25 protein-coding genes are annotated in these 26,346 nt (G+C 70.2%); 6 read left to right on the plus strand and 19 right to left on the minus strand.

Annotated elements, in window-relative coordinates; genetic code table 11:
* Positions 1–63: 63 nt before the first annotated feature.
* The 3 genes from ACIP6U_RS25435 to ACIP6U_RS25445 form a co-directional block, all read right to left on the minus strand.
* Complete coding sequence (locus tag ACIP6U_RS25435; protein ID WP_401721965.1) at positions 64–1,425, minus strand: beta-1,3-glucanase family protein; 1,362 nt, start codon at positions 1,423–1,425, stop codon at positions 64–66.
* A 301-nt stretch (positions 1,426–1,726) separates the two neighbouring features.
* Positions 1,727–3,049: a class I SAM-dependent RNA methyltransferase gene (locus ACIP6U_RS25440; RefSeq protein ID WP_401721967.1), complete on the minus strand. Its 1,323-nt coding sequence runs from the start codon at positions 3,047–3,049 to the stop codon at positions 1,727–1,729.
* Positions 3,050–3,173: 124 nt separating this feature from the next.
* Positions 3,174–5,249 (minus strand): APC family permease, encoded by a 2,076-nt coding sequence (locus ACIP6U_RS25445; RefSeq protein ID WP_401721970.1) that lies wholly within the window; start codon positions 5,247–5,249, stop codon positions 3,174–3,176.
* A gap of 437 nt (positions 5,250–5,686) precedes the next feature.
* Between ACIP6U_RS25445 and ACIP6U_RS25450 the strand changes: the two genes are divergently transcribed.
* Together ACIP6U_RS25450 and ACIP6U_RS25455 are read left to right on the plus strand one after the other, a co-directional pair.
* A complete protein-coding gene (locus tag ACIP6U_RS25450; protein WP_123997181.1) occupies positions 5,687–6,358 on the plus strand; it encodes a TrkA family potassium uptake protein in 672 nt (223 codons plus the stop codon).
* Positions 6,358–7,035, plus strand: coding sequence for a potassium channel family protein (locus tag ACIP6U_RS25455; protein ID WP_401721972.1), 678 nt, complete (start codon positions 6,358–6,360; stop codon positions 7,033–7,035). The genes ACIP6U_RS25450 and ACIP6U_RS25455 overlap by 1 nt, the downstream gene beginning before the upstream one ends.
* Before the next feature lie 100 nt (positions 7,036–7,135).
* Here ACIP6U_RS25455 and ACIP6U_RS25460 read toward each other — a convergent pair whose 3' ends face one another.
* The 9 genes from ACIP6U_RS25460 to ACIP6U_RS25500 all read right to left on the minus strand — a co-directional run bounded on the left by ACIP6U_RS25460 (position 7,136) and on the right by ACIP6U_RS25500 (position 15,791).
* Positions 7,136–7,900: a DUF3159 domain-containing protein gene (locus ACIP6U_RS25460; protein ID WP_401721975.1), complete on the minus strand. Its 765-nt coding sequence runs from the start codon at positions 7,898–7,900 to the stop codon at positions 7,136–7,138.
* Positions 7,901–7,903: 3 nt separating this feature from the next.
* Complete coding sequence (locus tag ACIP6U_RS25465) at positions 7,904–8,302, minus strand: OB-fold nucleic acid binding domain-containing protein (RefSeq protein ID WP_401721977.1); 399 nt, start codon at positions 8,300–8,302, stop codon at positions 7,904–7,906.
* Between the two features lie 96 nt (positions 8,303–8,398).
* Entirely contained in the window at positions 8,399–9,085 is a 687-nt protein-coding gene (locus ACIP6U_RS25470) for a response regulator (RefSeq protein WP_401721980.1), read from the minus strand.
* Entirely contained in the window at positions 9,082–11,628 is a 2,547-nt protein-coding gene (locus ACIP6U_RS25475; protein WP_401721983.1) for an ATP-binding protein, read from the minus strand. The genes ACIP6U_RS25470 and ACIP6U_RS25475 overlap by 4 nt, the downstream gene beginning before the upstream one ends.
* Positions 11,629–11,763: 135 nt before the next feature.
* Positions 11,764–12,459: an ABC transporter ATP-binding protein gene (locus tag ACIP6U_RS25480; RefSeq protein WP_401721986.1), complete on the minus strand. Its 696-nt coding sequence runs from the start codon at positions 12,457–12,459 to the stop codon at positions 11,764–11,766.
* A gap of 74 nt (positions 12,460–12,533) precedes the next feature.
* Positions 12,534–13,703, minus strand: a complete 1,170-nt coding sequence (locus ACIP6U_RS25485) for an alginate lyase family protein (protein ID WP_401721989.1) — start codon at positions 13,701–13,703, stop codon at positions 12,534–12,536.
* A 180-nt stretch (positions 13,704–13,883) separates the two neighbouring features.
* Positions 13,884–14,648 (minus strand): DUF3710 domain-containing protein, encoded by a 765-nt coding sequence (locus tag ACIP6U_RS25490; protein WP_123997189.1) that lies wholly within the window; start codon positions 14,646–14,648, stop codon positions 13,884–13,886.
* Position 14,649: 1 nt separating this feature from the next.
* Entirely contained in the window at positions 14,650–15,201 is a 552-nt protein-coding gene (gene dut, locus ACIP6U_RS25495; RefSeq protein WP_401721992.1) for a dUTP diphosphatase, read from the minus strand.
* A gap of 5 nt (positions 15,202–15,206) precedes the next feature.
* Positions 15,207–15,791 carry a PaaI family thioesterase gene (locus tag ACIP6U_RS25500; protein ID WP_401721995.1) on the minus strand — a complete coding sequence of 195 codons (585 nt, stop codon included), beginning with the start codon at positions 15,789–15,791 and terminating at the stop codon, positions 15,207–15,209.
* A gap of 58 nt (positions 15,792–15,849) precedes the next feature.
* On the opposite strand from ACIP6U_RS25500, the gene ACIP6U_RS25505 reads away from it, so the two are divergent.
* Positions 15,850–16,314 (plus strand): DUF3093 domain-containing protein, encoded by a 465-nt coding sequence (locus ACIP6U_RS25505; RefSeq protein ID WP_401721997.1) that lies wholly within the window; start codon positions 15,850–15,852, stop codon positions 16,312–16,314.
* A gap of 42 nt (positions 16,315–16,356) precedes the next feature.
* On the opposite strand, the gene ACIP6U_RS25510 is transcribed toward ACIP6U_RS25505, so the two are convergent.
* The 4 genes from ACIP6U_RS25510 to ACIP6U_RS25525 all read right to left on the minus strand — a co-directional run bounded on the left by ACIP6U_RS25510 (position 16,357) and on the right by ACIP6U_RS25525 (position 19,889).
* Entirely contained in the window at positions 16,357–17,283 is a 927-nt protein-coding gene (locus ACIP6U_RS25510; protein WP_401722000.1) for a hypothetical protein, read from the minus strand.
* Positions 17,284–17,296: 13 nt separating this feature from the next.
* On the minus strand, positions 17,297–17,593 hold the full coding sequence (locus ACIP6U_RS25515) for a DUF4193 domain-containing protein (RefSeq protein ID WP_005481602.1): 297 nt from the start codon (positions 17,591–17,593) through the stop codon (positions 17,297–17,299).
* Between the two features lie 394 nt (positions 17,594–17,987).
* Positions 17,988–19,229, minus strand: coding sequence for a sensor histidine kinase (locus ACIP6U_RS25520; protein ID WP_401722002.1), 1,242 nt, complete (start codon positions 19,227–19,229; stop codon positions 17,988–17,990).
* Between the two features lie 6 nt (positions 19,230–19,235).
* Positions 19,236–19,889, minus strand: coding sequence for a response regulator transcription factor (locus ACIP6U_RS25525; protein ID WP_003993508.1), 654 nt, complete (start codon positions 19,887–19,889; stop codon positions 19,236–19,238).
* A gap of 450 nt (positions 19,890–20,339) precedes the next feature.
* Between ACIP6U_RS25525 and ACIP6U_RS25530 the strand changes: the two genes are divergently transcribed.
* Positions 20,340–20,504: a hypothetical protein gene (locus ACIP6U_RS25530; RefSeq protein ID WP_185146023.1), complete on the plus strand. Its 165-nt coding sequence runs from the start codon at positions 20,340–20,342 to the stop codon at positions 20,502–20,504.
* A 139-nt stretch (positions 20,505–20,643) separates the two neighbouring features.
* Here ACIP6U_RS25530 and ACIP6U_RS25535 read toward each other — a convergent pair whose 3' ends face one another.
* A complete protein-coding gene (locus tag ACIP6U_RS25535) occupies positions 20,644–21,459 on the minus strand; it encodes an inositol monophosphatase family protein (RefSeq protein ID WP_401722005.1) in 816 nt (271 codons plus the stop codon).
* Positions 21,460–21,467: 8 nt separating this feature from the next.
* Complete coding sequence (locus tag ACIP6U_RS25540; RefSeq protein ID WP_401722007.1) at positions 21,468–22,595, minus strand: ferrochelatase; 1,128 nt, start codon at positions 22,593–22,595, stop codon at positions 21,468–21,470.
* Positions 22,596–22,838: 243 nt separating this feature from the next.
* Between ACIP6U_RS25540 and ACIP6U_RS25545 the strand changes: the two genes are divergently transcribed.
* Together ACIP6U_RS25545 and ACIP6U_RS25550 are read left to right on the plus strand one after the other, a co-directional pair.
* Positions 22,839–24,086: an MFS transporter gene (locus ACIP6U_RS25545; RefSeq protein WP_401722010.1), complete on the plus strand. Its 1,248-nt coding sequence runs from the start codon at positions 22,839–22,841 to the stop codon at positions 24,084–24,086.
* Complete coding sequence (locus ACIP6U_RS25550) at positions 24,046–25,365, plus strand: D-arabinono-1,4-lactone oxidase (protein WP_401722012.1); 1,320 nt, start codon at positions 24,046–24,048, stop codon at positions 25,363–25,365. The genes ACIP6U_RS25545 and ACIP6U_RS25550 overlap by 41 nt, the downstream gene beginning before the upstream one ends.
* Here ACIP6U_RS25550 and ACIP6U_RS25555 read toward each other — a convergent pair.
* Positions 25,289–26,056 (minus strand): hypothetical protein, encoded by a 768-nt coding sequence (locus ACIP6U_RS25555; protein ID WP_401722015.1) that lies wholly within the window; start codon positions 26,054–26,056, stop codon positions 25,289–25,291. The two genes, ACIP6U_RS25550 and ACIP6U_RS25555, sit on opposite strands and share 77 nt — an antisense overlap.
* Positions 26,057–26,346 lie beyond the last annotated feature (290 nt).

Genomic DNA, 26,346 nt, shown 5'->3' on the forward strand with positions numbered 1-26,346 from the left:
CGGGGCCGCCCTTCCTGACAAGGGCGGCCCCGTTTCGCGCTGTTCGTCGGAATCCCGGACCGCCTACCAACCGACGGCGACCAGAAGCCACTGCGGGTTGGCGTGGGAGACGAAGGAGGACTGACCCGCCACGTCGTCGTAGGGGAAGCCGTAGGCGAGTTGGTTGATGGCGTTGTCGTGCCAGAACTTGGCGTAGTAGTTGGCGGGCGCGGCCTTGTAGAACTGCGCGGGGTCGGACTGCTGCGAGGCCGGCAGCGTGGCCACATGGCGATTGAGCGCGGCACACATGTCCGGGTTGGCGGCGAGCGAGGCGGCGCACCCGAAGATGTCGGAGGTGGCCGCGTTCACGCCGACCGACTGGGCGTACGACGTGAAGTAGTTGGCGTTGACCCCACCCGCACGGAAACTCGGGTCGCTGCCGGGCGCGATGATCCGGTACGGACCCTGGGTCTGGGCCAGCACCTTGAACTGCGAAGGCACGGCGTCGGTGAACCGCTGGAATGTGGTGGCGCGATCCTCGGCGAAGGTCTGCCGGTTCTCGCCGACCTCGACGTCGTAACCGTCCTTGCTGTGGAGGCGCATGGCGAGCTTGAGCCCGAAGGCGTCGACGCGGGTGGTGTTGCCGTTGAAGACGTTGTTGCCGACCGTGAACTCGATGAAGTCGTAGTACGAGCTGGTGGGCGAACCCAGATAGAAGTACATCCGGCCCGCGGAGTTGGCCGGCATGTCCAGGTAGGGCTGCTCGGCGATGGAGTGCGTCTGCCCGTTGAAGCTCCAGTACACCTGGCTGTCCGGGTACTTGCCGTTGGTCCGGTTGAGGATCTTCACCTCGACGGCGTTGGCGGCCGGGGGAATGTCGGTGGTGCTCCCCCAGAAGGCGTCCGGCGGGGTAGTACTTCCGGGCCCATAAACCTGGAACTCCCAGAGTGAGTAGCCCCATTGGGTGGCCCGTGCGGTGCCGTTCACCCGCACATAGCGCCCGCTGCCGGAGATGTTGATGCTCTGGTTGCCGCCGGTGGAGGTGGTGGTGGAGTAGACGGTGGTCCAGCTGTTGGCGTCGTTGGAGATCTGGATCTGGTAGGCGGTGCCGTAGGCGGCCTCCCAGTTCAGCGCGACCCGGGTCAGTTGCTGCACGGACCCGAGGTCCACCCGCACCCACTGCGGATCGGCGAAGGCCGAGGACCACCGGGTGCCGGTGTTCCCGTCGACGGCCGCACTGGCGGGAAAGGCCCCGCTCTCGGTCGAGGACGCGGTGGCGGGCTTGCCCTGTGACAGCAACTGCTCGGCGGCCCGGGCAGGCGAGGACGTGAGGGTGACGAAACAGGCGACGATCAGGATGACGACGAGTCCGAGAGCGGTACGGGGGCGTACGACACGGGCCGAAGGTCTGCCGGGTGTGCCGGGTACGCCGGCGGAAGTCTGCATGGGGAGTCTCCTCAAGCCGGTTCGGCGTGCGGGGGTAGGAGCAACAGCAGATGTGAGAGCGCTCTCCCCGGGTTGTAGCCCCACCCTTGCCCGACGTCAACAACTGAAGCCGAATCCGCAGCAGTTGGTCGATGAGGGCGCGCGATACCGCCGATCCGTTCAGGACCCGACCGCGGGCCGGATCCCAACGGGGCTTGTCCCTCCATCACTTGACGCGACCGGTACGGACCTTCGTCAAGGTCAGGAGCCTTTGCCGGTCCGGCTCCCGGCCAGACGGGCACCGTCGCCGGACCGATCAGGCCTACTTGGCCACCGGCTCCAGAATCGCCACGCACTCCACGTGATGGGTCATCGGGAACAGATCGAACGCCCGCAGCGTCCGCACCTTGTACCCCCCGTCCCGGAAATACCCCAAGTCCCGAGCCAGCGCAGCCGGGTCGCACGCCACATAAGCGATCCGCCGCGCCCCCAGCGACACCAGGTGCTCGACCGTCCGCTTCCCCGCCCCCGCCCGAGGCGGGTCCAGGACGATCAGGTCGGCCTCGGTGATGCCGGTGCGCGGGAGGACCGCCTCGACCTTGCCCTGTTCGATCCGTACGCGCTCGAAGCCCGCGAGGTTGTGCCGCGCGTCCTCGACCGCCCGCTTGCCGGACTCGATGCCGAGGACCGCGCCCTTCTCGCCGAGGCGATCCGCGAGGGCGCCGGCGAAGAGGCCGACGCCGCAGTAGAGGTCGAGCGCCATCTCGCCCTTGCGCGGCATCAGGCCCTGCATGACCGCCTTGACGAGGGTGTCGGCGGCCATCGGGTGGACCTGCCAGAAACCGCCGCTGCCGACCCGGTACGTACGACCGTCGGCCCGCTCGCGCACGAATCCGCGACCGTGGACACGGTGGATGCCGCCGTCGTGCTCCTCGACGCGCATGACGGAGACGGGGCGGTCCAGCTCGACCAGGGGCAGGCGCGCGCCCGGTTTCGGCTCCAGGATCACCATGCGGTCCTGGGAGCCCGTCGCCGCGATCGCGTCGACCGACGCCATGCCGGCCCAGTCCCGCTCCTCGATGCCGAGTTCACTGACGCCCGGCGCCGCGATCATGCAGTGCTCGACCGGCTCGACCTCGTGCGAACGGTGCCGGCGCAGACCGGCGTTGCCGTCCACGTCCACCGCGTACTGCACGCGCGTGCGCCACTGCGGCACCTGCCCGGCCGGCAGCTTGTCGCCCTCGGCCGGCACCACCGTGCCGTCCCAGCCGGCCTCCTCCGGGGTGAGGCCCGCGAGCCGCTGGAGTTGCTCGGCGATCACCTCGCCCTTGAGCCGGCGCTGCGCCCCCGGCTTGGCGTGCTGCCAGTCGCAGCCGCCGCAGCGGCCGGGACCGGCGTAGGGGCAGGGCGCCTCGATGCGGTCCTTGGACGCCGAGAGGATCTCGACCGCGTCCGCGCGCAGGAAGCGGGCGCCCTCCTCGCCGTCGGTCACCCGGGCCACGACCCGCTCGCCGGGCAGCGCGTGCCGGACGAACAGCACCTGGCCCTCGGAGGTACGGGCGATACAGTGCCCGCCGTGCGCGACGGGCCCGACCTCGACCTCGTACGCCTCCCCGACCAGCGACTTCTTCGGTTCTGCCTGCATGGCGGGGTGACTCCACAACATCGAAAGAAAATACGGCCGGACAACAGCCCACCAGTCTACGTGGGTGCCGTCCGGCCGCCGACCAACGAACGTCGGCCCTTGCCGCCCGAGGCCAAGGGCTCGCTCAGGCCTTGCCGCCCGTCCCCGAGCCCGTGCCCGACCCCGTCGGCTCCTTCGGCCGCACCTGCGCCGGACCCCGCCGCACCGCACCCGGCGCGTTCCAGTCCTGCCGCTTGCGGGCGCGGTCGCGGGCCGCCTCCGAGGACTGCAGCTGGTACGGCACGGACGTCACCATGATGCCCGGCACGAACAGCAGCCGGCCCTTGAGCCGCAGCGCGCTCTGGTTGTGCAGCAGATGCTCGTACCAGTGGCCCACCACGTACTCGGGGATGATCACGGACACCGCGTCGCGCGGCGACTCCTTCCGCAGCCCCTTCACGTACTCGATGATCGGCCGCGTGATCTCGCGGTAGGGCGAGTCGAGGACCTTCAGCGGTACGTCGATCCCGCGCCGTTCCCACTCCTCGCGCAGCGCCTTGGTCTCGGCCGGGTCGACGTTGACGCTGAGCGCCTCCAGGGTGTCCGAGCGCATCAGCTTGGCGTAGGCGAGAGCGCGCAGGGTGGGGCGGTGGATCTTGGAGATCAGGACGACGGAGTGCACGCGGGAGGGCCGCACACTGTCGTCGCTCGGGCCCTCGGGGGCCGCGATCTCCGTGGAGACCCGGTCGTAGTGCTTACGGATCGCCGTCATCGTCGCGTAGAAGATGACCATGCCGAGCAGGGCGACCCAGGCGCCGTGGGTGAACTTGGTGCCGAGGACGACGACCAGGACCAGGCCGGTGAAGAAGGCGCCGAAGGTGTTGATGGCGCGCGAGCGGACCATGTGGCGGCGTTTGGCCGGGTCCTTCTCGGTGGCCAGGTGACGGTTCCAGTGCCGGACCATGCCGGTCTGGCTGAGCGTGAAGGAGACGAACACGCCGACGATGTAGAGCTGGATCAGCCGGGTCGAGTCGGCGCCGTAGATGACGACGAGCAGCATCGCCGTTCCGGCCAGCAGCACGATGCCGTTGGAGAAGGCGAGCCGGTCGCCGCGGGTGTGCAGCTGGCGGGGCAGATAGCGGTCCTGGGCGAGGATCGAGCCGAGCACCGGGAAGCCGTTGTAGGCGGTGTTGGCGGCCAGGAAGAGGACCAGCGCGGTGGCCGCGGCGAGGATGACGAAGAGGAAGCTGCCCTTGCCGAAGACGGCCTCGGCGACCTGGGTGATGACCGGGTTCTGCACATAGCCGGAGCCGACCTCGGCGCCGTTCCTGAGCAGGTCGGTGGCCGGGTTCTCGGCCATCCGGACCTTGGTGGTCAGGGCCAGGACGATGATCCCGCAGAACATGGTGACCGCGAGCAGGCCCATCGCGAGGAGCGTGGTCGCCGCGTTCTTCGACTTGGGCTTGCGGAAGGCCGGTACGCCGTTGGAGATCGCCTCGACGCCGGTGAGCGCGGCGCAGCCGGAGGAGAAGGCGCGCAGCAGCAGGAAGACGAGGGCGAATCCGGCCAGGCCCTGGTGCTCGGCCTTGATCGTGTAGTGGGCCGTCGGCGCGCGCATGGTGTCGCCGAGCACCAGGCCGCGGAACGCGCCCCACGCGATCATGATGAAGACGCCCGCGACGAAGACGTACGTCGGGATGGCGAAGAGCTTCCCGGACTCCTTCACCCCGCGCAGGTTCATCAGGGTCAGCAGCACGATCACGCCGACCGCGCAGGCGACCTTGTGCTCGACCACGAAGGGGATGGCGGAGCCGAGGTTCTCGATGCCGGAGGCGATCGAGACGGCGACGGTGAGGACGTAGTCGACGAGCAGGGCGCTCGCGACGGTCAGTCCGGCCTTGGGGCCCAGGTTGGTGGTCGCCACCTCGTAGTCGCCACCGCCGCTGGGGTAGGCGTGCACGTTCTGCCGGTAGGAGGCGACCACGGTGAACATCAGCACGACGACCGCGAGGGCGATCCAGGGGCTGAAGTGGTAGGCCGACACACCCGCGATGGACAGGACCAGCAGCACCTCGCCGGGGGCGTAGGCCACGGAGGAGAGCGGGTCGGAGGCGAAGACGGGGAGGGCGATGCGCTTCGGCAGGAGCGTTTCGCCCAGCCGGTCACTGCGCAGTGCGCGCCCGATCAGAATCCGCTTGGGCACGTCGGTCAGTTTGGACACAACTGAGCATCGTAGGCGTTCGAACGGGTGCACAACCACCCTCCCCCACTCTCGACACGCTCGAGCGGGGGGACCCCCATCCCCACATCTGCCCTCCGGGTGAACTCTGAGCCGGTCCGGCGACGGATTCCGCAGCTCGCCCGCTCCCCATGTCTATATGACTAACACCGCCCCATTCCCCGGCCGTTGCCGCCCTCTCGTCGCACCCCGGAGGTTCCATGCACGCCACAGCGGAGTTGATCGGCGCCGCGGTGACTCTCGTCGGTCTCGGACTCCTGACGCTCGCCAGCGTCCGCAGCATCAGCCGTCGCTGATCTCCCGGACGCGCAACGGCAACCGTGCACAGGGGTGCCGACGTCCTACCGCGCGTGTGTAGCTTGGGCGTCGGTCTGAGACCCTTGGCTGAGCAGTAGTTTTAGGACACCGGAAGGACGGTCGTGCACATCGTCATCATGGGCTGCGGAAGAGTGGGTTCCGCTCTTGCCCAGACCCTGGAGCAACAGGGGCACACGGTCGCCGTGATCGACCAGGACCCCACCGCCTTCCGTCGTCTCGGTCCCGGATTCGGCGGCCGCCGGGTCACCGGAGTCGGCTTCGACCAGGACACCCTGCGCGAGGCCGGCATCGAGGAGGCCGGCGCCTTCGCCGCCGTCTCCAGCGGCGACAACTCGAACATCATCTCGGCCCGGGTGGCCCGCGAGATGTTCGGCGTGGAGAACGTCGCGGCCCGTATCTACGACCCCCGTCGCGCCGAGGTCTACCAGCGCCTGGGCATCCCCACCGTGGCCACGGTCCGCTGGACCGCCGACCAGATGCTGCGCCGGCTGCTGCCCTCGGGCGCGGAGCCGCTGTGGCGGGACCCCACCGGAGGTGTCCAGCTCGCCGAGGTGCACGCCTCCGCGGCCTGGGTCGGCCACAAGATCAGCACGCTGCAGGAGGAGACGGGCGTCCGCGTGGCGTTCCTGACCCGGCTCGGCGAGGCCGTCCTGCCCAGCTCCCAGACGGTGCTGCAGGAGGGCGACCTGGTGCACGTGATGATGCGCACCGACGAGGTCGACAAGGTCGAGGCGTCCTTCGCCAAGGGTCCCGAAGAGGAGAGCGGTCACTGATGAGGGTCGCCATTGCCGGCGCCGGCGCCGTGGGCCGCTCGATCGCGGGCGAACTGCTGGAGAACGGCCACGAGATCCTGCTCATCGACAAGGCGCCGACCGCCATCTCGGTCGAGCGCGTCCCGCAGGCGGAGTGGCTGCTCGCCGACGCCTGCGAGATCACGTCCCTGGACGAGGCCGCGCTCCAGCGCTGCAACGTCGTGATCGCCGCGACCGGCGACGACAAGGTCAACCTCGTCGTCTCCCTGCTCGCGAAGACGGAGTACGGCGTCCCGCGCGTGGTCGCCCGCGTGAACAACCCGAAGAACGAGTGGCTCTTCAACGAGTCCTGGGGCGTCGACGTCGCCGTCTCCACCCCGCGCCTGATGTCGGCCCTGGTCGAGGAGGCGGTGTCGGTCGGCGACCTGGTCCGGCTGCTCCGCTTCAGCCACGGCGACGCCAACCTCGTCGAACTGACCCTCCCCGAGGAGTCGGCCCTGGCCGGCACCCAGGTCGGCGACGTGGAGTGGCCCGAGGACACGTCCCTGGTCACCATCATCCGCGGCACCCGGGTCCTCACTCCGTCCCGCGAGGACTCCCTGGAGGCCGGCGACGAACTCCTGTTCGTGGCGGCCCAGGCAAGGGAAGAGCAGCTGGAGGACCTGCTGTCGGTCCGCCGGGAGGACGCGGCGGGCTAGCCGACGGTTCCGTTTGATCCGGTACGTGGATGAGGGGCCCTGGGATTCCCAGGGCCCCTCATCCACGTACCGGAAACTCTGCTTCTTCGCGTGCCGGGAACTACGCCTCGCGGCGGTGTCGGCCCGCGATCTCGCCCTGTTCCGCGCGCTCCTCGGCCAGGGCCGCCTTCCGTTCCTTCTCGGCCTGCTCCTCCGCCTCCATCTCGGCGAAGACGTCGATCGGTGCGGGCGCCTTCGCGAGGAAGACCCAGGTCAGCCAGACCGCGAGCAGGAAGGGCGGGATCTTGAGGGCGATCAGGACCCAGCCCAGCTGCGCGGTGTTGGCCCACCAGTAGAGGGGGAAGAGGACCGCGCACTTGGCCAGGAGGATCAGGCCCCAGGCCCAACTGGCCTTCGCGTAGGCCTTCTTGCGGCCCGGGTTGCGGGTGCGCCAGGAGAGGTTCTCCTTGAAGACCGGGCCGAGGATGAGGCCGATCAGCGGGACCCCGCACAGGGTCGTGATGATGTACGCCAGCGCCAGACCCAGCGTGTAGAGCATGCCGGGGAGGTAGAAGTCCTTGGCGTTGCCGGTCATCATCGCGAAGACGACACCGAAGGCGACGCCGAAGACACCGCTGAAGGCGTGCTTGACGGTGTCCCGCATGGCCAGCCGGACCACCACGAGCGCCAGGGAGACCGCGAGGGCGGCGATGGCCGACCAGTGCAGGTCCTTGTTGATCGTGAAGATGGTGACGAACAGCAGGCCGGGCAGGACGGTCTCGACCATGCCCCGCACTCCACCGAACGCCTCGAACAGGGCGGCCTCGGTCACCGCCCGCGCATCGTCGGCTTGAGTGTCTTCGGTCGGCTTGTCGAGCGACGTCACCGGCTACTCCCGTCCGAGGGGTCTCAGTTCGTATTTCGGATTGAACAGCACCCGGCGGCCTCGGCTCATCGAGATCCGGCCCGATGCGATCAGTCTGCGTCCCGGCTCTATCCCCACGATGGAGCGCCTGCCGAGCCACACCACGTCCAGCGCGGCGGAGCCGTCGAACAGTTCGGCCTCCAAGGCCGGGACCCCCGCGCGCGGGCGCAGGGTGACCGTGCGCAAGGTACCAGTAACCGTGACGATCTGTCGGTCGTGGCAGTCACCGATCCGCACGCAGCCCGCGGTCTCCGCGTCCTCACGCAGCTCCTCCGACTCCAGGTCCTCCTGGGACGAGGAGAGCCGGTCGAGCATGCGCCGGAAGCGGCCCACCGCCTTTTCGGAACGAGGAACAGCACTCATATCTGAAGCGTACCGGGGTGCACTGACACGTACGTACCCGCGGACCCCGGCGTTCGAACGGGTACCCCGTCCCCGGTCACTTGTCGTCACCTCGCCTCACTTCTCGAAGCGATATCCCATCCCCGGCTCCGTGATGAAGTGCTTGGGATGCGAGGGGTCCGCCTCCAGCTTCCGGCGCAGCTGGGCCATGTACACGCGCAGGTAGTTGGTCTCCGTCCCGTACGACGGACCCCACACCTCCTGGAGCAGCTGCCGCTGGCTCACCAGCCGGCCCGTGTTGCGGACCAGCACCTCCAGCAGATGCCACTCGGTGGGCGTGAGCCGTACGTCCCTGCCGTCGCGGTGGACCTTCTTGGCGGCCAGGTCGACGGTGAACTCCTCGGTCTCCACCGCCGTCACCTCGTCCTCGCCGACCCCGACCGGCTCGGCCCGGCGGACGGCGGCCCGCAGCCGGGCGAGGAGTTCGTCCATGCCGAAGGGCTTGGTGACGTAGTCGTCGGCGCCGGCGTCCAGGACCTGGACCTTCTCGTCGGAGGAGTGCCGGGCGGACAGTACGAGGATCGGCACCCGGGTCCAGCCGCGCAGGCCCCGGATCACCTCGACGCCGTCCATGTCGGGCAGGCCCAGGTCCAGGACGACCACGTCGGGGTGGCGGGCGGCGGCGAGCTGGAGGGCGGTGGCGCCGTCGTGCGCCGCGTCGACCTCGTACTTGCGCGCCCTGAGGTTGATCACGAGGGCGCGCACGATCTGCGGCTCGTCGTCGATCACGAGCACCCGGGTCATTGGGCCTGCCTCTCGGGTTGTGCCTGCTGTCGAAGCTCCTGCGGGGGCGATCCTGCCGCGCGCAGGGAGAGGACCATGGTGAGGCCGCCGCCGGGCGTGTCCTCGGCGTTGAGGGTGCCGCCCATGGCCTCGGCGAAGCCGCGCGCCACCGCGAGCCCCAGGCCCACGCCCGCCCCGCGCGGGGCGTCACCGTAGCGCTGGAAGGGCTCGAAGATACGGTCCTTGGCGTCGTCGGGGACACCGGGCCCGCGGTCGACCACCCGGACCTCGACCCGGTCGGCGATGGCGCTGGCGGCCACCAGGACCTGCTTGCCGTGCGGGTTGTACTTGACGGCGTTCTCGACCAGGTTGGCCACCGACCGCTCCAGGAGCCCGGGGTCGACGGCGACCATGGGCAGCGTCTCCGGGACGTCCAGGTCGACGCTGCCCTCGGGGACCCCGACCAGCGCCATCGGCACCACTTCGTCGAGGTCGATCTCGCGGATCAGCGGGGTGACCGTGCCGGTCTGCAGGCGGGACATGTCCAGGAGGTTGCCGACGAGGTGGTCGAGGCGGTCGGCGCCCTCCTCGATGCCCTCCAGGAGCTCTGCCTGGTCCTCCTCCGACCAGGCCACGTCGTGGGAGCGCAGCGAGGAGACGGCCGCCTTGATGCCGGCCAGCGGGGTACGCAGGTCGTGGCTGACGGCGGCCAGCAGGGCCGTGCGGATGCGGTTGCCCTCGGCGAGGGCGCGGGCCCGGTCGGCCTGTTCCTGGAGGCGGCGGCGGTCCAGGACGACGGCGGCCTGCGCGGCGAACGCGGCCAGCACCCGGCGGTCCTCGGCGGGCAGCACGCGGCCGGTCAGGGCGAGCGCCATGTGGTCGCCGACCGGCACGTCCACGTCCGCCTCGTCGGGCCGGGCGACGGGCGGGCCGGTGCCCACACGGCCGGCGCAGGTCCACGGGTCGTGCTCGCCGGTGCGCTCCAGCAGGGCCGCCGACTCCATCCCGAAGGTCTCGCGGACCCGCTCCAGGAGGTCTTCGAGGCCGGTCTCGCCGCGCAGCACGTTGCCCGCGAGGAACGACAGGATCTCGGACTCGGCGCGCAGCCGGGCCGCCTGGTGGGTGCGCCGGGCGGCGAGGTCGACGACGGAGGCGACCGAGATGCCGACGCCGACGAAGATCACGATGGCGACGATGTTCTTGGGGTCGGCGATGGTGAACCTGTGCAGCGGCGGCGTGTAGTAGTAGTTCAGCAGGAGCGAGCCCACCGCGGCCGAGGCCAGCGAGGGCAGCAGCCCGCCGAGCAGGGCGGCCGCCACGGTCAGCGCCAGGAACAGCAGCATGTCGTTGGCGAGACCGAGGTCGACGGCGTTGAGCAGCAGCGCCAGGACCACCGGCCCGAGCACCCCGACGATCCAGCCGGCGATGATCCGGGACCGGCCGAGCCGCGCGCTGCGGGCCACCGGGAGGCCGCGCCCCTTGCCGGCCTCGCCGTGGGTGATCAGGTGGACGTCGAGGTCGGGTCCCGACTCACGGGCGACGGTGGCGCCGACGCCCGGTCCGAAGACGTACTGCCAGGTCTTGCGGCGGGAGACGCCGAGCACGATCTGGGTGGCGTTGACCCCGCGCGCGAAGGCGAGCAGGGCGGCCGGTATGTCGTCGCCGACGACGTGGTGGAAGGTGCCGCCGAGGTCCTCGACGAGGGTGCGCTGCACGGCGAGTTCCTTGGGCGAGGCCGCGGTCAGGCCGTCGCTGCTGGCTATGTAGACGGCCATCACCTCGCCGCCCGCGCCCTTCTCGGCGAGCCGCGCGGCCCGCCGGATGAGGGTGCGGCCCTCGGGTCCGCCGGTGAGGCCGACCACGATCCGCTCCCGCGAGCCCCAGATCTTCGACACCCGGTGCTCGCTGCGGTACTGCTTCAGGTACTCGTCGACCCGGTCGGCCACCCACAGCAGCGCCAGTTCGCGCAGCGCGGTGAGGTTGCCGGGCCGGAAGTAGTTGGACAGGGCCGCGTCGACCTTGTCGGGCTTGTAGACGTTGCCGTGTGCCATGCGGCGGCGCAGGGCCTGGGGCGACATGTCGACCAGCTCGATCTGGTCGGCCCGCCGCACCATCTCGTCCGGCACGGTCTCCCGCTGTCGTACGCCGGTGATCGACTCGACGACGTCGCCGAGCGACTCCAGGTGCTGGATGTTCACGGTGGAGACGACGTCGATGCCGGCGGCGAGCAGTTCCTCGACGTCCTGCCAGCGCTTGGTGTTGCGCGAGCCGGGGATGTTGGTGTGCGCGAGTTCGTCCACCAGGGCGACCTGGGGGTGCCGGGCGAGCACGGCGTCGACGTCCATCTCGGAGAAGACGGCCCCGCGGTGCTCCAGCTCCTTGCGGGGCACCTGCTCCAGGCCGTGCAGCATCACCTCGGTGCGCGGCCGGTCGTGGTGCTCCACGAAGGCGACGACGACGTCGGTACCGCGCTCCACCCGCCGGTGCGCCTCGGAGAGCATCGCGTACGTCTTGCCGACGCCCGGTGCCGCACCGAGGTAGATCCGAAGCTTGCCGCGTCCCATGGCCCCATTGTCTTCCGCTCACCGCTGACTGCGCAGCGTCGAGAGTACGGCGGGCCATCGCGACAAAAGGGGCGGCCAGGGGCCGAGCGGCGCTCTTTGACGGAACTCTGACGCGGGGCGCTCAGGAGTGCCGCCTCAGTGCTCGACGATCTCCCCGTCGCCCAGTTCCAGCACCCGGTCGGCCAGATCGAGCAGGGTCGCGTCGTGGGTGGCGACCAGGGCGGTGACCCGCTCGCTGTGCACGACGGCGCGCAGCAGCTCCATGACGGCGTGCCCGGTCTCCACGTCCAGCTGGCCCGTCGGCTCGTCGGCGACGAGCAGCGAGGGGCTGTTGGCGAGGGCGCGGGCGATGGCGACGCGCTGCTGCTGGCCGCCGGAGAGCTCGCCGGGCCGCTGCTTGGCGTGGTCGGCGAGGCCCACCAGGGCCAGCAGCAGTTCGACGCGCTCCTCGCGCTCGCGCACGGGCGCCCGGCGCAGCCGCATCGGCACCCCGACGTTCTCGGCGGCGGTCAGGATCGGGACGAGCCCGAAGGACTGGAAGACGAAGCCGATACGGTCCCGGCGCAGCCCCAGCAGCCCGTCCTCGCCGAGTTCGGAGAGGTCGAGGCCGTCTACGGTGACCCGTCCCCGGTCCGGCAGGTCGAGTCCGCCGACGATGTTGAGCAGGGTGGTCTTGCCGGATCCCGAGCGCCCCTTGAGGGCGACGAGTTCGCCGCGCGGGACCTCGAAGGAGACACCGCGCAGCGCGTGCACGGCGGCGGCTCCGTGGCCGTAGGACTTGTGGACGTCCTCGACCCGCACCATGGTCTCGGTGACCACCTGGCTGTTCATGTCGACTCCCCCGTCTCGTCTCCCCCGAAGACCGGGCGCCAGTATCGCGGTCGGGCGCCCGGCCGTTCAACGGTTCAGTTCGGGTTGTCGCCGTGGGTGAGGGTCTCCCAGGCCACGAAGAGGTTGTTGCTGCCGGCCGGGCGCTGGTTCTGGGTCAGCGTCTGGGTGTTGGCCATGGCGATGCCGAGGCGGTTGTGCAGGGCGTTGTAGCCGACCTCGGTGATCGGGCCGAGGCCCCGGGTGAGGGTGCCGCCGCACAGCCAGCTCGGGGCGGCCTCGCCCAGCTGGTACTTGGACTGGAAGCCGAGTGCCTGGCGCAGCCGTTCGCCGACGTCGGTGCCGTAGAGGTCGGCGCCCTGGATGCGGCTGGTCTCGGCGACGTGCGAGATCGCGGAGATGCCGTATCCGGTGTGCACGAAGTCCCGGCAGGTCTCCTGGGTGAGCCCGGTGACGAAGGTGGACTGGCCCTGCCAGTAGGAGACGATCTTGGCGGTGGTGTTCAGGTTCTGGCTGGGCACGGTCTTGGGCACCGAGCCGTCGGAGGCGAGGTACACGTAGGCGGCGGTGCGGGTGCGGAACTTCGCCATGGCGGTGTCGTAGGACGCCTTGTCCTCCAGGAAGACGGAGATGCCGACGGCGGCCTCCATCATCGACAGCTCCCAGTTGCCGTTGGAGTTGGAGCCCTTGATGACGACGGGGAGGTAGACGTTGCGCAGCATGGTGGAGAAGCGGGCGGAGTTGGCCCAGGTGCCGGTGTACGTGTACTTGATGATCTCGGCGGCCTTGGGCCAGGAGGAGCCGGCCCAGCCGGTCTGCAGGGGCGCGTTGCTGTTGGTGTGACTGGTGATCGTGCCCGACCAGGCGTCCATGAGCTGGATCGCCTTCTGGGCGTAGCGCGCGTCCTTGGTGATGTACCAGGCGAGCGCGTCGGTGTACGCGGCTATCGCGTCCTCGCGCTCGTCGGTGCAGCCGTAGTTGGGGTTGGAGTACGAGCCGCACTCGACGGTCGCCCGGGGCGCGGGCGTGCGGGTCAGGCTGGCGTACTTGCTCGCCATCATCTGGTCGTAGGCGCCCTTCCAGGGCTGGGCGCCGGCGTTGACCTTGGTGCGGGCGAACTCCAGCTGGGCCGCGGAGACGGTGACTCCGGGGTGGACGAAGGTGGCGGGGGCGGAGTGGGCGGCGGGAGCCGAGAGGGCACCGAGCAGCAGGGCGGCAACGGTCGTGATCAAGGCGGTTCTGCGCATGTGGGAGTCTTCCGTTCTCCTATGTGAACGTGAAGCGCCTTTATGAACGGACGCGTTGAGCGGAGACCATAGGTACAGACCAATACGCCGTCAAGAGGTCACGCACGCCGAAGAGCCGCGCCCCGAAGGGTGCGGCTCTTCGCTCGGTTCTCGAACCGGTCTCCTCGCGGAGCGTCCCGGCTAGCGGACCTCGGTGATCTCCGGTCCGCGCTGGAGCTGGCCCATGCCGCCGGAGAAGCGCGAGCCCTCCTCCTGCTGCTGGACGCCCTCGGGCACCATCTGGGCGTCGTTGGGCAGCTTCAGGACGATCGGGTCGCGGGGCGCCATCGGGCCCTCGCCGCGGACCACGACCGTGTCCCGGAAGATCTGCTCCAGCAGACCGGCCGCCTGCGGCTGCACCGCGCCCTGCCCGGAGATCACCCCGCGCAGGAACCAGCGGGGTCCGTCCACGCCGATGAACCGCACGACCTGGAAACCACCCGTGCCGTCCGGCAGTTGCACCGGAACCTGGGCACGCAGCTCCCAGCCCAGCGGGCCCTCGACCTCGTCGACGATGCCACCCTGCTGGGTGATGCCGGTGGCGATCTCCTCGCGCACCTCGCCCCAGATGCCCTCGCGCTTGGGTGCGGCGAAGGCCTGCAACTGGACGGCGCTGTCGCGCAGCACCACGGTGGCCGCGACGATCGCGTCGCCCGCGACCTCGACCCGCAGCTCCATGCCGTCGACACCCGGCACGAACAGACCGCCCAGGTCGACCCGGCCCTCGGCCGGATCGCTCACCTCGGTGTCGTCCCAGGGCCCATCGGGGCGCGGCTCCGGCTCGAGCCGCACGCGCGTGCGCCGGCCCTCTTCGTCGTCCGCCTCAGTGTCGACACTGTCGACGACCTGCTCGGCCTCGCCGGCCGCGTCCTCGGCGGCATCCCTCTTCTTGCGACGTCCGAACACGTCACTGTCCTTCCCGGTCGGATACGACCGAAGCGTATCGATTCCCACCCGCCAGGCCGCCCGGGGCGACCTGACCGCTTGTGCCGCTCGCGTCGCCCACGGCGGCATGGCCACCGGTGGACCCGAAGCCCCCCTCGGCCCGCGCCGAGTCGGGAAGCTCCGCGACCTCCTGGAAGCGGACCTTCTCGACCTGCTGGACGACCAGTTGGGCGATCCGGTCGAAGCGCTCGAACCGCACGGACTCGTGCGGGTCGAGATTCACCACGATCACCTTGATCTCCCCACGGTACCCGGCATCAACCGTCCCCGGGGCATTCACCAGGGCGACACCGCAGCGGGCGGCGAGGCCGGATCTGGGGTGCACGAAGGCCGCGTACCCGTCCGGGAGGGCGATAGACACCCCCGTGGGCAGAACAGCCCGTTCCCCGGGCTTGAGTTCACGGCTCTCGGTCGTCCGCAGATCCGCTCCGGCGTCGCCGGGTTGCGCGTACGTCGGAAGCGGTACGTCCGCGTCGACGCGGCGGATCAGCACGTTCAGGGGTTCTCGGCTCACGGGGGTCACGGGTTCACCTCGAAGGCACGGGCACGCCGGGCCTGGTCCGGGTCGTTCATGGCGGCGCGGATCTCCTCCGGGCGGCCGTTGTCGATGAAGTGGTCGACCAGCACCTCGACGAAGAGCGCGTCGGCGCGGACGGCGACGGGCCCGTCGGGGCCGCCGATCCGGCCGGTGGCGGTCGAGTAGATCTTCCGCCGGGCCACGGCCGTCACCTCGGCCTCCAGGTACAGCACGGTCCCCACCGGGACCGGCCGCACGAAGTCCGTCTCCAGCCGTCCGGTCACGGCGATCGTCCGCAGCAGCCAGTTCAGCGAGCCCAGCGTCTCGTCCAGCGCGGTGGCCAGCACCCCGCCGTGCGCGAGCCCGGGCGCCCCCTGGTGGGCGGGCTGCACGGTGAACTCGGCGGTGATGGTGACGCCCTCGCCGGCCCGCGCCGCCAGGTGCAGCCCGTGGGCCTGTCCGCCGCCGCACCCGAAACACTGTTCGTAGTGCGAACCGAGCAGCTCACCGGGTGCGGGAGCATCTGGGTGCCGCACAGGTTTCACCGCGTAGGCGGGAGGCTGAAGAGCCGCGGAAGTACCACTCACAGCCGCAGACCTTACCCGCGCGTCGGCCATATCAGGACACCGTGCCAAGCTTGGCTCCATGCAGCTCTCCGCCGCCCCTTACGAAGAACGCCTCACCGCCCCCCGCACCTGGTGGCTGATCTCCTTCCTGGTCGGGGTCTCCTTCGCCCTGATCCTGCTGCCGTTCGGCACGCTGCCGTTGCTCGGCGGTCTGGTCGGCGGCACGGCGGCGGCCGCGGTCTGCGCGAGCGCCTACGGCTCGGTCCGCATCCGCGTGGTCGGCGACTCGCTGATCGCGGGCGAGGCACGGATCCCGGTGGCGGCGCTGGGCGAGGCCGAGGTCCTGGACGCGGAGGAGGCCCGCGCCTGGCGCACGTACAAGGCGGACACGCGCGCGTTCCTGCTGCTGCGCTCGTACATCCCCGGGGCGCTGCGCGTGGAGGTCACCGACCCGGCGGACCCGACTCCGTACCTGTACCTGTCGACGCGTGAGCCGGAGCGGTTGGCCGAGGCTCTGCGGACGGCCCGGGAGACCGTGGCGTAGGGCTGCCCCGTACAGGGCTCGGGGAGGCGCCTGCGGGGCCCGCTAAGGCCCGAGCGCCTTGCGGCCGTCCCCCAGCTCCAACGGCTCGGCCGGAGCCTCCAGGGGCGGCAGCGCGGGCAGCGCGTCCCAGGGCACCTGGACCTTGCGGAGGTCGGTGCGGATGCGCCCCGCGAGCTTTCTGGTGTCCTTGCGGTTCATCACCGCTCCGACGGCGGCCCCCACCATGAAGGGCATCAGGTTCGGCAGATCGCGGACCATGCGCTTCATGATCTGCTGGCGCAGCTCGCGCTTCATGTGACCGTTCAGCGCCGACGTCACCGTCGACGGTTTGGTCACCTGGATCCCGCGCTCTCCGGACCACGAGTTCAGATATGTGGTCGTGCGCTCTTTGAGATTGCCGGGCGGGCGCACGCCGTACACCTCGTACAGCTCGGCGATGAGCTTCAGCTCGATCGCGGCCACGCCGGTGATCTCGGCCGCCAGTTCGGTCGGCATCGCGGGCGGCACCGGCAGCATCGCCGCCGCGCCGATCCCGGCTCCGACCGTCGCCGTGGCGCTCGCCGCGCCGGCGACGAGTTTGTCGGCGAGCTCCTCGGGGCCGAGGCCCGGGAACTGCCTGCGGAGCGTCGCGAGGTCCCGTACGGGGATCCTCGGGGCGCTCTCGATGATCCGGTCGGCAAGGTACGCCAGTCCCGCCCTGGCGCGGCTGCCGCTCTTGCGGACGCCTTCCCTGGCCTTGTCCCGGATCACCGCGGCCCGTCGCCGTGCGACGGGCGCGCTTTCCTGCTCCGTCGGTACCGGGAGGTCACCCCGGTCAGCCGCCGGTTCGAGCGAGGCCGATCCTGCAGATCCTTTCGTACCGGATGAGCCCCGCTCGTCTTCACGCGCGCCGTGCGGGCCGTCCTTCGGCCCCTTGTCCGCTCCCGGCAGGGGGAAGCGGCGCTTCCGAGGAGGGGTCGAGCCAGTCACGGCCGACCCCGCCTCAGTCGCAGTCGCGGCAGATCGGCTGGCCGTTCTTCTCCCTGGCCAGCTGGCTGCGGTGGTGCACCAGGAAGCAGCTCATGCAAGTGAACTCGTCCTGCTGCTTCGGCAGCACCCGGACGGCCAGCTCCTCGTTCGAGAGGTCCGCTCCGGGCAGTTCCAGGCCTTCTGCGGCCTCGAACTCGTCGACGTCGACCGCGGAGGTCGACTTGTCGTTCCTCCTGGCCTTGAGCTCTTCAAGGCTGTCCGAATCAACGTCGTCGTCGGTCTTGCGTGGGGTGTCGTAATCCGTTGCCATGTCGCTCTCCCCCTCTGGGTGTCTATCGGTGTCTCCAGCGCACGTAACGCGTGAGAGGCCGGACTTGTGCCCGACCTGAGGCGGAGATTTTGCCTCACATCAAGGTCTGTTACTCAATCGACACCCAACCGGACTCCTCACGAGTGATCGGCTTGGATGGCGATGCGGACCGTACACGGTCCCAATGCCGCACTTCAAAGGCGTCTCACCGTGTACTTCCCGTGATCAAGACCCCTAAAAACCCGGATTATCCCGGCTTTCCGGCAGGTCCTGTGATCACTGAGAGTAGATGGCCGGAAATTCGCCCTTGTGATCGATCACACACGGGTTCGTCGATTCGATGCCCAGAAAATTCCGCGCAAAGCGAACATCCCCGCGTGTCGGCGACATGTTCTCAGATGGGAAGGGTGACCCGCATCACGAGCCCACCCCCCTCACGCGGCTGTGCCGAGATGTGGCCACCGTGCGCCCGGGCCACCGACCGCGCGATCGACAGCCCGAGCCCGACCCCCTTGTCACTGCCCGTCCGCTCCGTGCGCAACCGCCGGAAGGGCTCGAAAAGGTTGTCGATCTCGTACGCCGGCACGACGGGGCCCGTGTTCGACACGACCAGGACCGCCTGGCCGTGCTGGACCTCGGTGGTGACCTCGACCCAGCCGTCCTTCGGCACGTTGTACCGCACCGCGTTCTGTACGAGGTTCAGCGCGATCCGCTCCAGGAGCACGCCGTTGCCCTGGACCACCGCGGGTTTCTGCTCGCCGCGGATCGCCACGCCCCTGGCGTCGGCCTCCGAGAGCACCTGGTCGACGGCCTGCCCGGCGACCTCGGCGAGGTCCACCGGCTTGCGCTCGACGATCTGGTTGTCGCTGCGGGCGAGCAGCAGCAGGCCCTCCACGAGCTGCTCGCTGCGCTCGTTGGTCGCCAGCAGCGTCTTGCCCAGCTGCTGGAGCTCCACGGGGGCACCAGGGTCCGACAGGTGCACCTCCAGGAGCGTGCGGTTGATCGCGAGCGGGGTGCGCAGCTCGTGCGAGGCGTTGCCCACGAAGCGCTGCTGGGCGGTGAAGGCCCGCTGGAGCCGCTCCAGCATGTCGTCGAAGGTGTCGGCCAGTTCCTTGAGCTCGTCGTCCGGGCCGTCCAGCTCGATCCGGCGGGACAGATCCGAGCCGGCCACCGCGCGGGCGGTGCGGGTGATCCGGCCGAGCGGCGACAGGACCCGGCCGGCCATCGCGTAGCCGAACGCGAAGGCGATCACGGCGAGGCCGAGCAGCGCCAGCAGCGAGCGGCTCAACAGGTCGTCCAGGGCGTGCTGGCGCTTGACCGCGTCGCACGACTCCAGGATCGAGTTGATCTCGCTGTTGCTGGTCGCCTGGTTGAGTTGGGGGCAGGTGCTGCTCGTGATGCCGATGTTGGTTCCGCGCACCGTGAACGACTGGCCGCTGCCCTCGTGCAGGGCCTGGGCGGCGAGCAGGTAGATGATCGACAGCAGCAGGATGCCGGCGATCAGGAACATGCCGCCGTACAGCAGCGTCAGCCGTATGCGGATGGTCGGGCGCAGCCAGGGGAAGGGCGGCTCGGGCTTGCGGGGGTCCCAGGTGGGCTTGGGGGGTGCCGTGGGGAGAGCGGGTGTTGCGGCCATGGGCTATCAGATCCGGTAGCCGGAGCCGGGCACGGTGACGATGACGGGCGGCTCGCCCAGCTTGCGGCGCAGGGTCATGACGGTCACGCGCACCACGTTGGTGAACGGGTCCGTGTTCTCGTCCCAGGCCTTCTCCAGGAGCTGCTCCGCGGAGACGACGGCGCCCTCGGAGCGCATCAGCACCTCCAGGACGGCGAACTCCTTGGGCGCGAGCTGCACCTCCTTGCCGTCGCGGAAGACCTCGCGGCGGTTGGGGTCGAGCTTGATCCCGGCGCGCTCCAGGACCGGCGGCAGCGGGACGCTGGTGCGCCGGCCCAGGGCACGCACGCGTGCGATGAGTTCGCTGAACGCGAAGGGCTTGGGGAGGTAGTCGTCGGCGCCGATCTCCAGACCCTCGACCCGGTCGCTGACGTCGCCGGAGGCCGTGAGCATCAGCACGCGCGTGGGCATACCGAGCTCGACGATCTTGCGGCAGACGTCGTCGCCGTGCACGAGCGGGAGGTCGCGGTCCAGGACGACCACGTCGTAGTCGTTGACACCGATGCGCTCCAGGGCGGCCGCGCCGTCGTACACGACGTCCACGGCCATGGCCTCTCGGCGCAGTCCGGTGGCCACCGCATCGGCGAGCAGTTGCTCGTCCTCGACGACGAGTACGCGCACGTCGCTTGTCCTTCCTGATGTCCACCCGCGTAGCGCCCCTGAGGGCAGGCGTGGGCGGAGTTCTCCATGACTGTGTGCCTCCATCCTGCCCTTTTCGGCCATAAGTCGGCTGTAAGGCGGCCGGGTGGCAGGAGGGCGGCGGGTGAGGGAGGGGTGAGCGGTGGATGAAAGACAGTTGTGAGACTCGGGAATGCCGGATTTTCTCGGCCGGTTGAGGTTTCCGTGGAAGGAAGCGCGGGGAGGACCGTTCATACCCCGCGATCACGCTCTGCTAGTGCCGCAACACCATGCGGCACGGCGCAATCCGCTTTCCGCAGAGTGGACGTGGGTGTCCGGCACCGTCGCCGCCCGGCGCGGGCTGTGCCGGGCACCTGTTGGAGACGTGATCGCCCCTTCCGAACGGCACACCCCCGTGCCATCGACCCACGACCCAGGACGAGGGGGCGCAGCATGGACGCATTCACCGCAGGACTTCTGCAGCGCATAAGGACGACCGAGTCCGACCTGACGCGGGCTCGCAACGAGGGCGACGACTTCCTCGTCGAGGTGGAGCAGGGCGAACTCGACGACCTGCGCCGCCTCGCCGCCGAGCACGGTGTGGAGGTCGGCGCTTAGCGTCTGATCGCTTGTAGGCATACCGCAGGAAAAGGCAGGGCCCGGCGAATCCAGCGTCGGGCCCTGCCCTTTTGATCACAGCCTCGTTCACAGCGCCGGACCCTGCCCCTTTTGTTCACGCGCTTTTGTTCACGCGCCCTCAGTCGTGCCAGGCGCCGAAGTCCTCCAGGAGGCGCTGGAGGGGCTCGAAGACTCCCGGGGTCGCCGCGATCGTCAAGGTCGGTGACGGGCGCTCTCCGGGGCGTCCGCCGGTCAGGGCGCCCGCTTCCCGGGCGATCAGGTCGCCGGCACCGTAGTCCCAGGCGTTCAGGCCGCGTTCGTAGTAGCCGTCCAGCCGGCCGGCGGCCACGTCGCACAGGTCGACGGCCGCCGAACCGGTGCGACGGATGTCACGGAGGAGCGGGATCAGGCGCCGGGCGACCTCGGCCTGGTGGGCGCGGACCTCGGTGACGTAGTTGAAGCCCGTGGAGACCAGCGCCTGTTCCAGGGGCGGCGCCGGGCGGCAGGCCAGCCCGCGTTCGCCCTCCCAGGCGCCGCGGGCCCACGCTCCGGTGCCGCGGACCGCGTGGTACGTCTCGCCGCGCATCGGGGCCGCCACGACACCCACGACCGTCTCGCCGTCCTGCTCGGCCGCGATGGACACGGCCCAAGTGGGCAGCCCGTACAGGTAGTTGACCGTGCCGTCGAGCGGGTCGATCACCCAGCGGACGCCGCTCGTGCCCTCGCTGGAGGCGCCCTCCTCACCGAGGAAGCCGTCGTCGGGGCGGTGCGCGGAGATCAGGTCGGTGATCAGCTTCTCCGCGGCGATGTCCATCTCGGTGACGACGTCGATGGGACTGGACTTGGTGGCGGCCACCGCCAGGTCGGCCGGGCGGCCGTCCCTCAGCAGCGCTCCGGCGCGGCGGGCGGCCTCCAGGGCCAGCTCCAGCAGTTCCTGATGCGGGGCGTCGGTCACGGGGCTCCTCATGCGTACGGGCTGTCGGCACCCGCGGCTGCGGGGCGGGGGGCGCGGGCGGGGCAGCAGCCGGCCGGGCAGAGGTTGTGGCTCGGGCCGAGGGCGCCCAGGGCGCACGGCGTGACCTCCTGGCCGCGCTCCACGGCCGCCCGCTCCAGGACCAGGTCGCGGACCGCGGCGGCGAACCGCGGGTCGGCCCCGACGGTCGCCGAGCGGCGCATCGGCAGACCCAGCTCCTCGGCCTTGGCCTCGGCCTCCGTGTCGAGGTCGTAGAGGACCTCCATGTGGTCGGAGACGAAGCCGATGGGCGCGACGACCACCGCGGGGACGCCGGCCGCGTGGCGCTCCTCCAGGTGGTCGCAGATGTCGGGCTCCAGCCACGGGATGTGCGGGGCACCGGAGCGCGACTGGTAGACGAGCTGCCAGGGGTGCTCGACGCCGGTGCGGTCGCGGAGCGCGTCGACGATCTGCCGGGCCACGTCCAGGTGCTGTGCGACGTACGCGCCGCCGTCGCCGTGGCCCTCGGCCGGGCCGGAGGTGTCGGCGGCGGCCGTGGGGATCGAGTGGGTCGAGAAGGCGAGGTGCGCGCCGTCGCGGACGTCCTCGGGGAGGTCGGCCAGGGAGCGCAGGACGCCCTCGATCATGGGCTCCAGGAAGCCCTCGTGGTTGAAGTAGTGCCGGAGCTTGTCGATCTTCGGCAGGGGCACTCCCTCGGCCTGAAGGGCGGCCAGCGAGTCGGCGAGGTTCTCGCGGTACTGACGGCAGCCCGAGTACGAGGCGTAGGCGCTGGTGGTCAGGACCAGGATCCGGCGGCGGCCGTCGGCGACCATCTCGCGCAGGGTGTCCGTCAGGTACGGGGCCCAGTTCCGGTTGCCCCAGTAGACCGGCAGGTCCAGGCCGTGCTCCGCGAAGTCCTTGCGCAGGACGTCCAGCAGGGCGCGGTTCTGGTCGTTGATCGGGCTGACCCCGCCGAACAGGAAGTAGTGCTGCCCGACTTCCTTGAGGCGTTCGGTGGGGATGCCGCGCCCCCGCGTCACGTTCTCCAGGAACGGAACCACCTCGTCCGGTCCTTCTGGGCCGCCGAACGAGAGCAGGAGGAGGGCGTCGTAGGGGGTGGCATCGAGCACGTCTGGCATGACATCGATCCTGCCACCCCGCTCCGACAACCCGGCAGCGGCCAGGGGGACGACGGGGGCGGGTCGGGCGACGACGCCGATTCCGGGCCGCACACCGGGTGCATTAGGGTGACCTTACTCGTAAGCTGTATCAGCCGTGTTGGCACCTTACGGAGCCGGCATCGGCGCCTTACGAGCCACTTTCGTCCACGCCGTGCCCGAGCCGCCCCGTACGCGCGCGTGGCCGTACCCTCCGGAGACCCCGTGCCCAGCCCCTACCGCGCTCTGTTCGCCGCCCCCGGCTCCAAGGGGTTCGCCGCCGCGGGCCTCCTCGGCCGGATGCCGCTGTCCATGATGGGCATCGGCGTGGTCACGATGATCTCCCAGCTCACCGGGAGGTACGGGCTCGCGGGCGCCCTGTCGGCCACCATCGCGCTGTCCGCCGCCGCGATCGGGCCGCAGATCTCCCGGCTCGTGGACCAGCACGGGCAGCGGCGGGTGCTGCGCCCCGCGACCCTGGCGGCGCTCGTCGCCTCGGCCGGGCTGCTGTTCGCCGCGCACTTCGAGTGGCCGGACTGGACGCTGTTCGTGTGCGCCGCCGGCATCGGCTCGGTGCCGAGCCTCGGCGCGATGGTCCGCGCGCGCTGGGCGGCCGTGTACCGGGGCACCCCGCAGCTGCACACCGCGTACTCCTTCGAGTCCGTCGTCGACGAGGTGTGCTTCATCTTCGGGCCGATCATCTCCATCGGGCTGTCCACGGCCTGGTTCCCGGAGGCCGGTCCGCTGCTCGCCGCCTGCTTCCTGGCGCTCGGCGTCTTCTGGCTGACCGCGCAGCGCGCCACCGAGCCCGAGCCGCACCCGCGCGTGCGCGGCGCCGACAGCGGCGGCTCGGCACTGCGCGCGGCCGGTCTCCAGGTGCTGGTGGCCACGTTCGTGGCGACCGGAGCGATCTTCGGGGCGGTCGACGTGGTCACCGTCGCGTTCGCCGAGGAGCAGGGTCACAAGGGCGCCGCCAGCGTGGTGCTCGCCCTGTACGCGGCGGGCTCCTGCTCCGCGGGCGTCGTGTTCGGGCTGCTGCGCTTCCGGGGAGCGCCCGCGCGCAGGTGGCTGCTGGGCATATGCGCGATGGCCGTGAGTATGATCCCCCTCCTACTGGTCGGAAACTTGCCGCTTCTGGCCGTGGCGCTGTTCCTTGCGGGCCTGTCCATCGCACCCACGATGATCACGACGATGTCCCTCATAGAAGAGCACGTACCTCGCGCGAAGCTCACCGAAGGCATGACCTGGGTGAGCACCGGCCTGGCGGTCGGGGTCGCGCTCGGCTCCTCCGTCGCCGGCTGGGTGATCGACGCGGCCGGCGCGCGTGCGGGGTACGGGGTTCCGGTGGTCGCCGGGGCCGTCGCGGTCGCGGTCGGTTTCCTCGGGTACCGCCGGCTCAGCAGACCGGCACCGGGTCGGGGAGGCACCGTTGTTGAGCACCACAGCGAGCGCGAAGAACGGCACGTGGCGTAACTGGGGCGGTACGGTCACGGCCCGCCCCGCGCGGGAGGTCACGCCGGCCTCGGTCGAGGAACTGACGGCGGCCGTGCGGCAGGCCGCCGAGGACGGACTGACGGTGAAGGCCGTCGGCAGCGGGCACTCCTTCACCTCGATCGCCGCCACCGACGGTGTGTTGATCCGCCCTCAACTGTTGACCGGCATCCGCAACATTGATCGCGATGCCATGACGGTCACGGTCGAGGCGGGCACCCCGCTCAAGAGACTCAACGTGGCTCTCGCGCGCGAGGGTCTGTCGCTCACGAACATGGGCGACATCATGGAGCAGACGGTCTCCGGCGCCACCAGCACCGGCACCCACGGCAGCGGCCGCGAGTCGGGCTCGATCGCCGCCCAGATCAGGGGACTTGAGCTGGTCACGGCGGACGGTTCGGTATTGACCTGCTCCGAGAAGGAGAACGCGGACGTCTTCGCGGCGGCCCGCATCGGCCTCGGCGCCCTCGGGATCGTCACCGCGATCACCTTCGCCGTGGAGCCCGTCTTCCTGCTCGCGGCCCGCGAGGAACCGATGCCCTTCGACGAGGTCACCGGCCGCTTCGACGAACTCTGGGCCGAGAACGAGCACTTCGAGTTCTACTGGTTCCCGCACACGACGTCCACCAACACCAAGCGCAACAACCGCAGCGCGGGCCCGGAGCAGCCGGTGAAGCCGCTGGCGGGCTGGTTCGACGACGAGTTCGTGGCCAACGGCCTGTGGCAGGTGGCCAACATGCTCGGCCGCGCGGTGCCCTCGACGGTTCCGACCATCGCCCAGATCTCCACCCGGGCCTGGTCCTCACGGACGTACACGGACATCCCTTACAAGGTCTTCACCTCGACCCGTCGGGTGCGGTTCGTCGAGATGGAGTACGCCATCCCGCGCGCCGCGCTGGTGGAGACGCTGCGGGAACTCAAGGCGATGGTCGACCGTTCGAAGTTCAGGATCAGTTACCCGGTCGAGGTCCGCACCGCCCCGGCCGACGACATCACCCTGTCCACCGCCTCCGGCCGGGACAGCGCCTACATCGCCGTGCACATGTTCCGGGGCACGCCCTACCAGGCGTACTTCACCGAGGCCGAGCGCATCTTCACCGCGCACGAGGGCCGGCCGCACTGGGGCAAGGTGAACACCCGGGACGCCGAGTACTTCGCCGGGGTCTACCCCCGCTTCGGCGAGTTCACTGCGCTGCGGGACCGTCTTGATCCGGATCGGCGCTTCCAGAACGACTACTTGCGGCGGGTGTTGGGGTCGTAGCGGACGCGCTGGGCGTCGGGGTCGGGGTGTCGCCGCCGTCCGAGGCACTGGGCGTCGGCGTCGGGTCGGCCGTCGTACCGCCGCTCCCGTCCGAAGAGGTGCCGCTCGAACCCGAAGGGGTGCCGGCGTCGGGCGTGGCGGACGGCGTCGGCGAGGTCGTGGATGAACCGGGCGAGTCGTCACGGGACTTCGAGGTCGAGGGGTCGTGGCCGGTGACGGCGTCGCTGACGGTGGTGCCCCCGCCGCCGCTGAAGCTGTTGCCGGACACCAGCTCGTAGGTGGTGATGCCGGTCAGGGTGACCCCGAAGACCAGGGCGGCCGCGACCACCGGCCGCTTCCAACTGCTCACCCGCGCGCGGTAGACCGTGCCCTCCGTGAACTCGCCGGGAGCGGGCGGCGGTTCCCCGAGCCGGTCCCTGACGGTGGCCTCCCGGAGCTGCTCGCCGGTGCGGCTGAAGAAGTGCTGGAAGACCGAGCCTCCACAGGTCGCGACGACGCTGACGAGACCGGCGCCCACGATCGTGCCGTAGACCCCGAAGTACGAGGCGAGTTTGGCCGCCACCACGGCGGCCACGGCGCTGCCCGCGACTTGAGGGACGCTCAGGTCGAGCCGCTTCTTCTTGACTTCGGCGACGTCCGCGCCCGTTGGTTCCGCGACCTCGACGACATCGGCGTCCGACCTTTCACGCATACCGGTTCCTTGCCTGCCTTTCCCGTACTTGATCGACTTTTACTGCTTGATCAACGTTGATCGACCGCGATCGACCAACTGCACGAGAAAGGGACGTACAGACGAAACCGATAGTTCCGTTTCGGGGGTTTACGTGAAGTACGCCACTTTCAAGATCCCGAAACCGCGTGACGGGCGGCCAACTCGCACCTCTCGCGAGAAGTTGGACCGCGTCCCAATCCACGCACGTGGCCCAAATGGAGTACTGTTGCGAGCCCTGGGCCCGGCCTCCCGCCAGGATGTCCGCGGCC

The sequence above is a fragment of the Streptomyces sp. NPDC088794 genome (assembly GCF_044750545.1).
GTDB lineage: Bacteria > Actinomycetota > Actinomycetes > Streptomycetales > Streptomycetaceae > Streptomyces.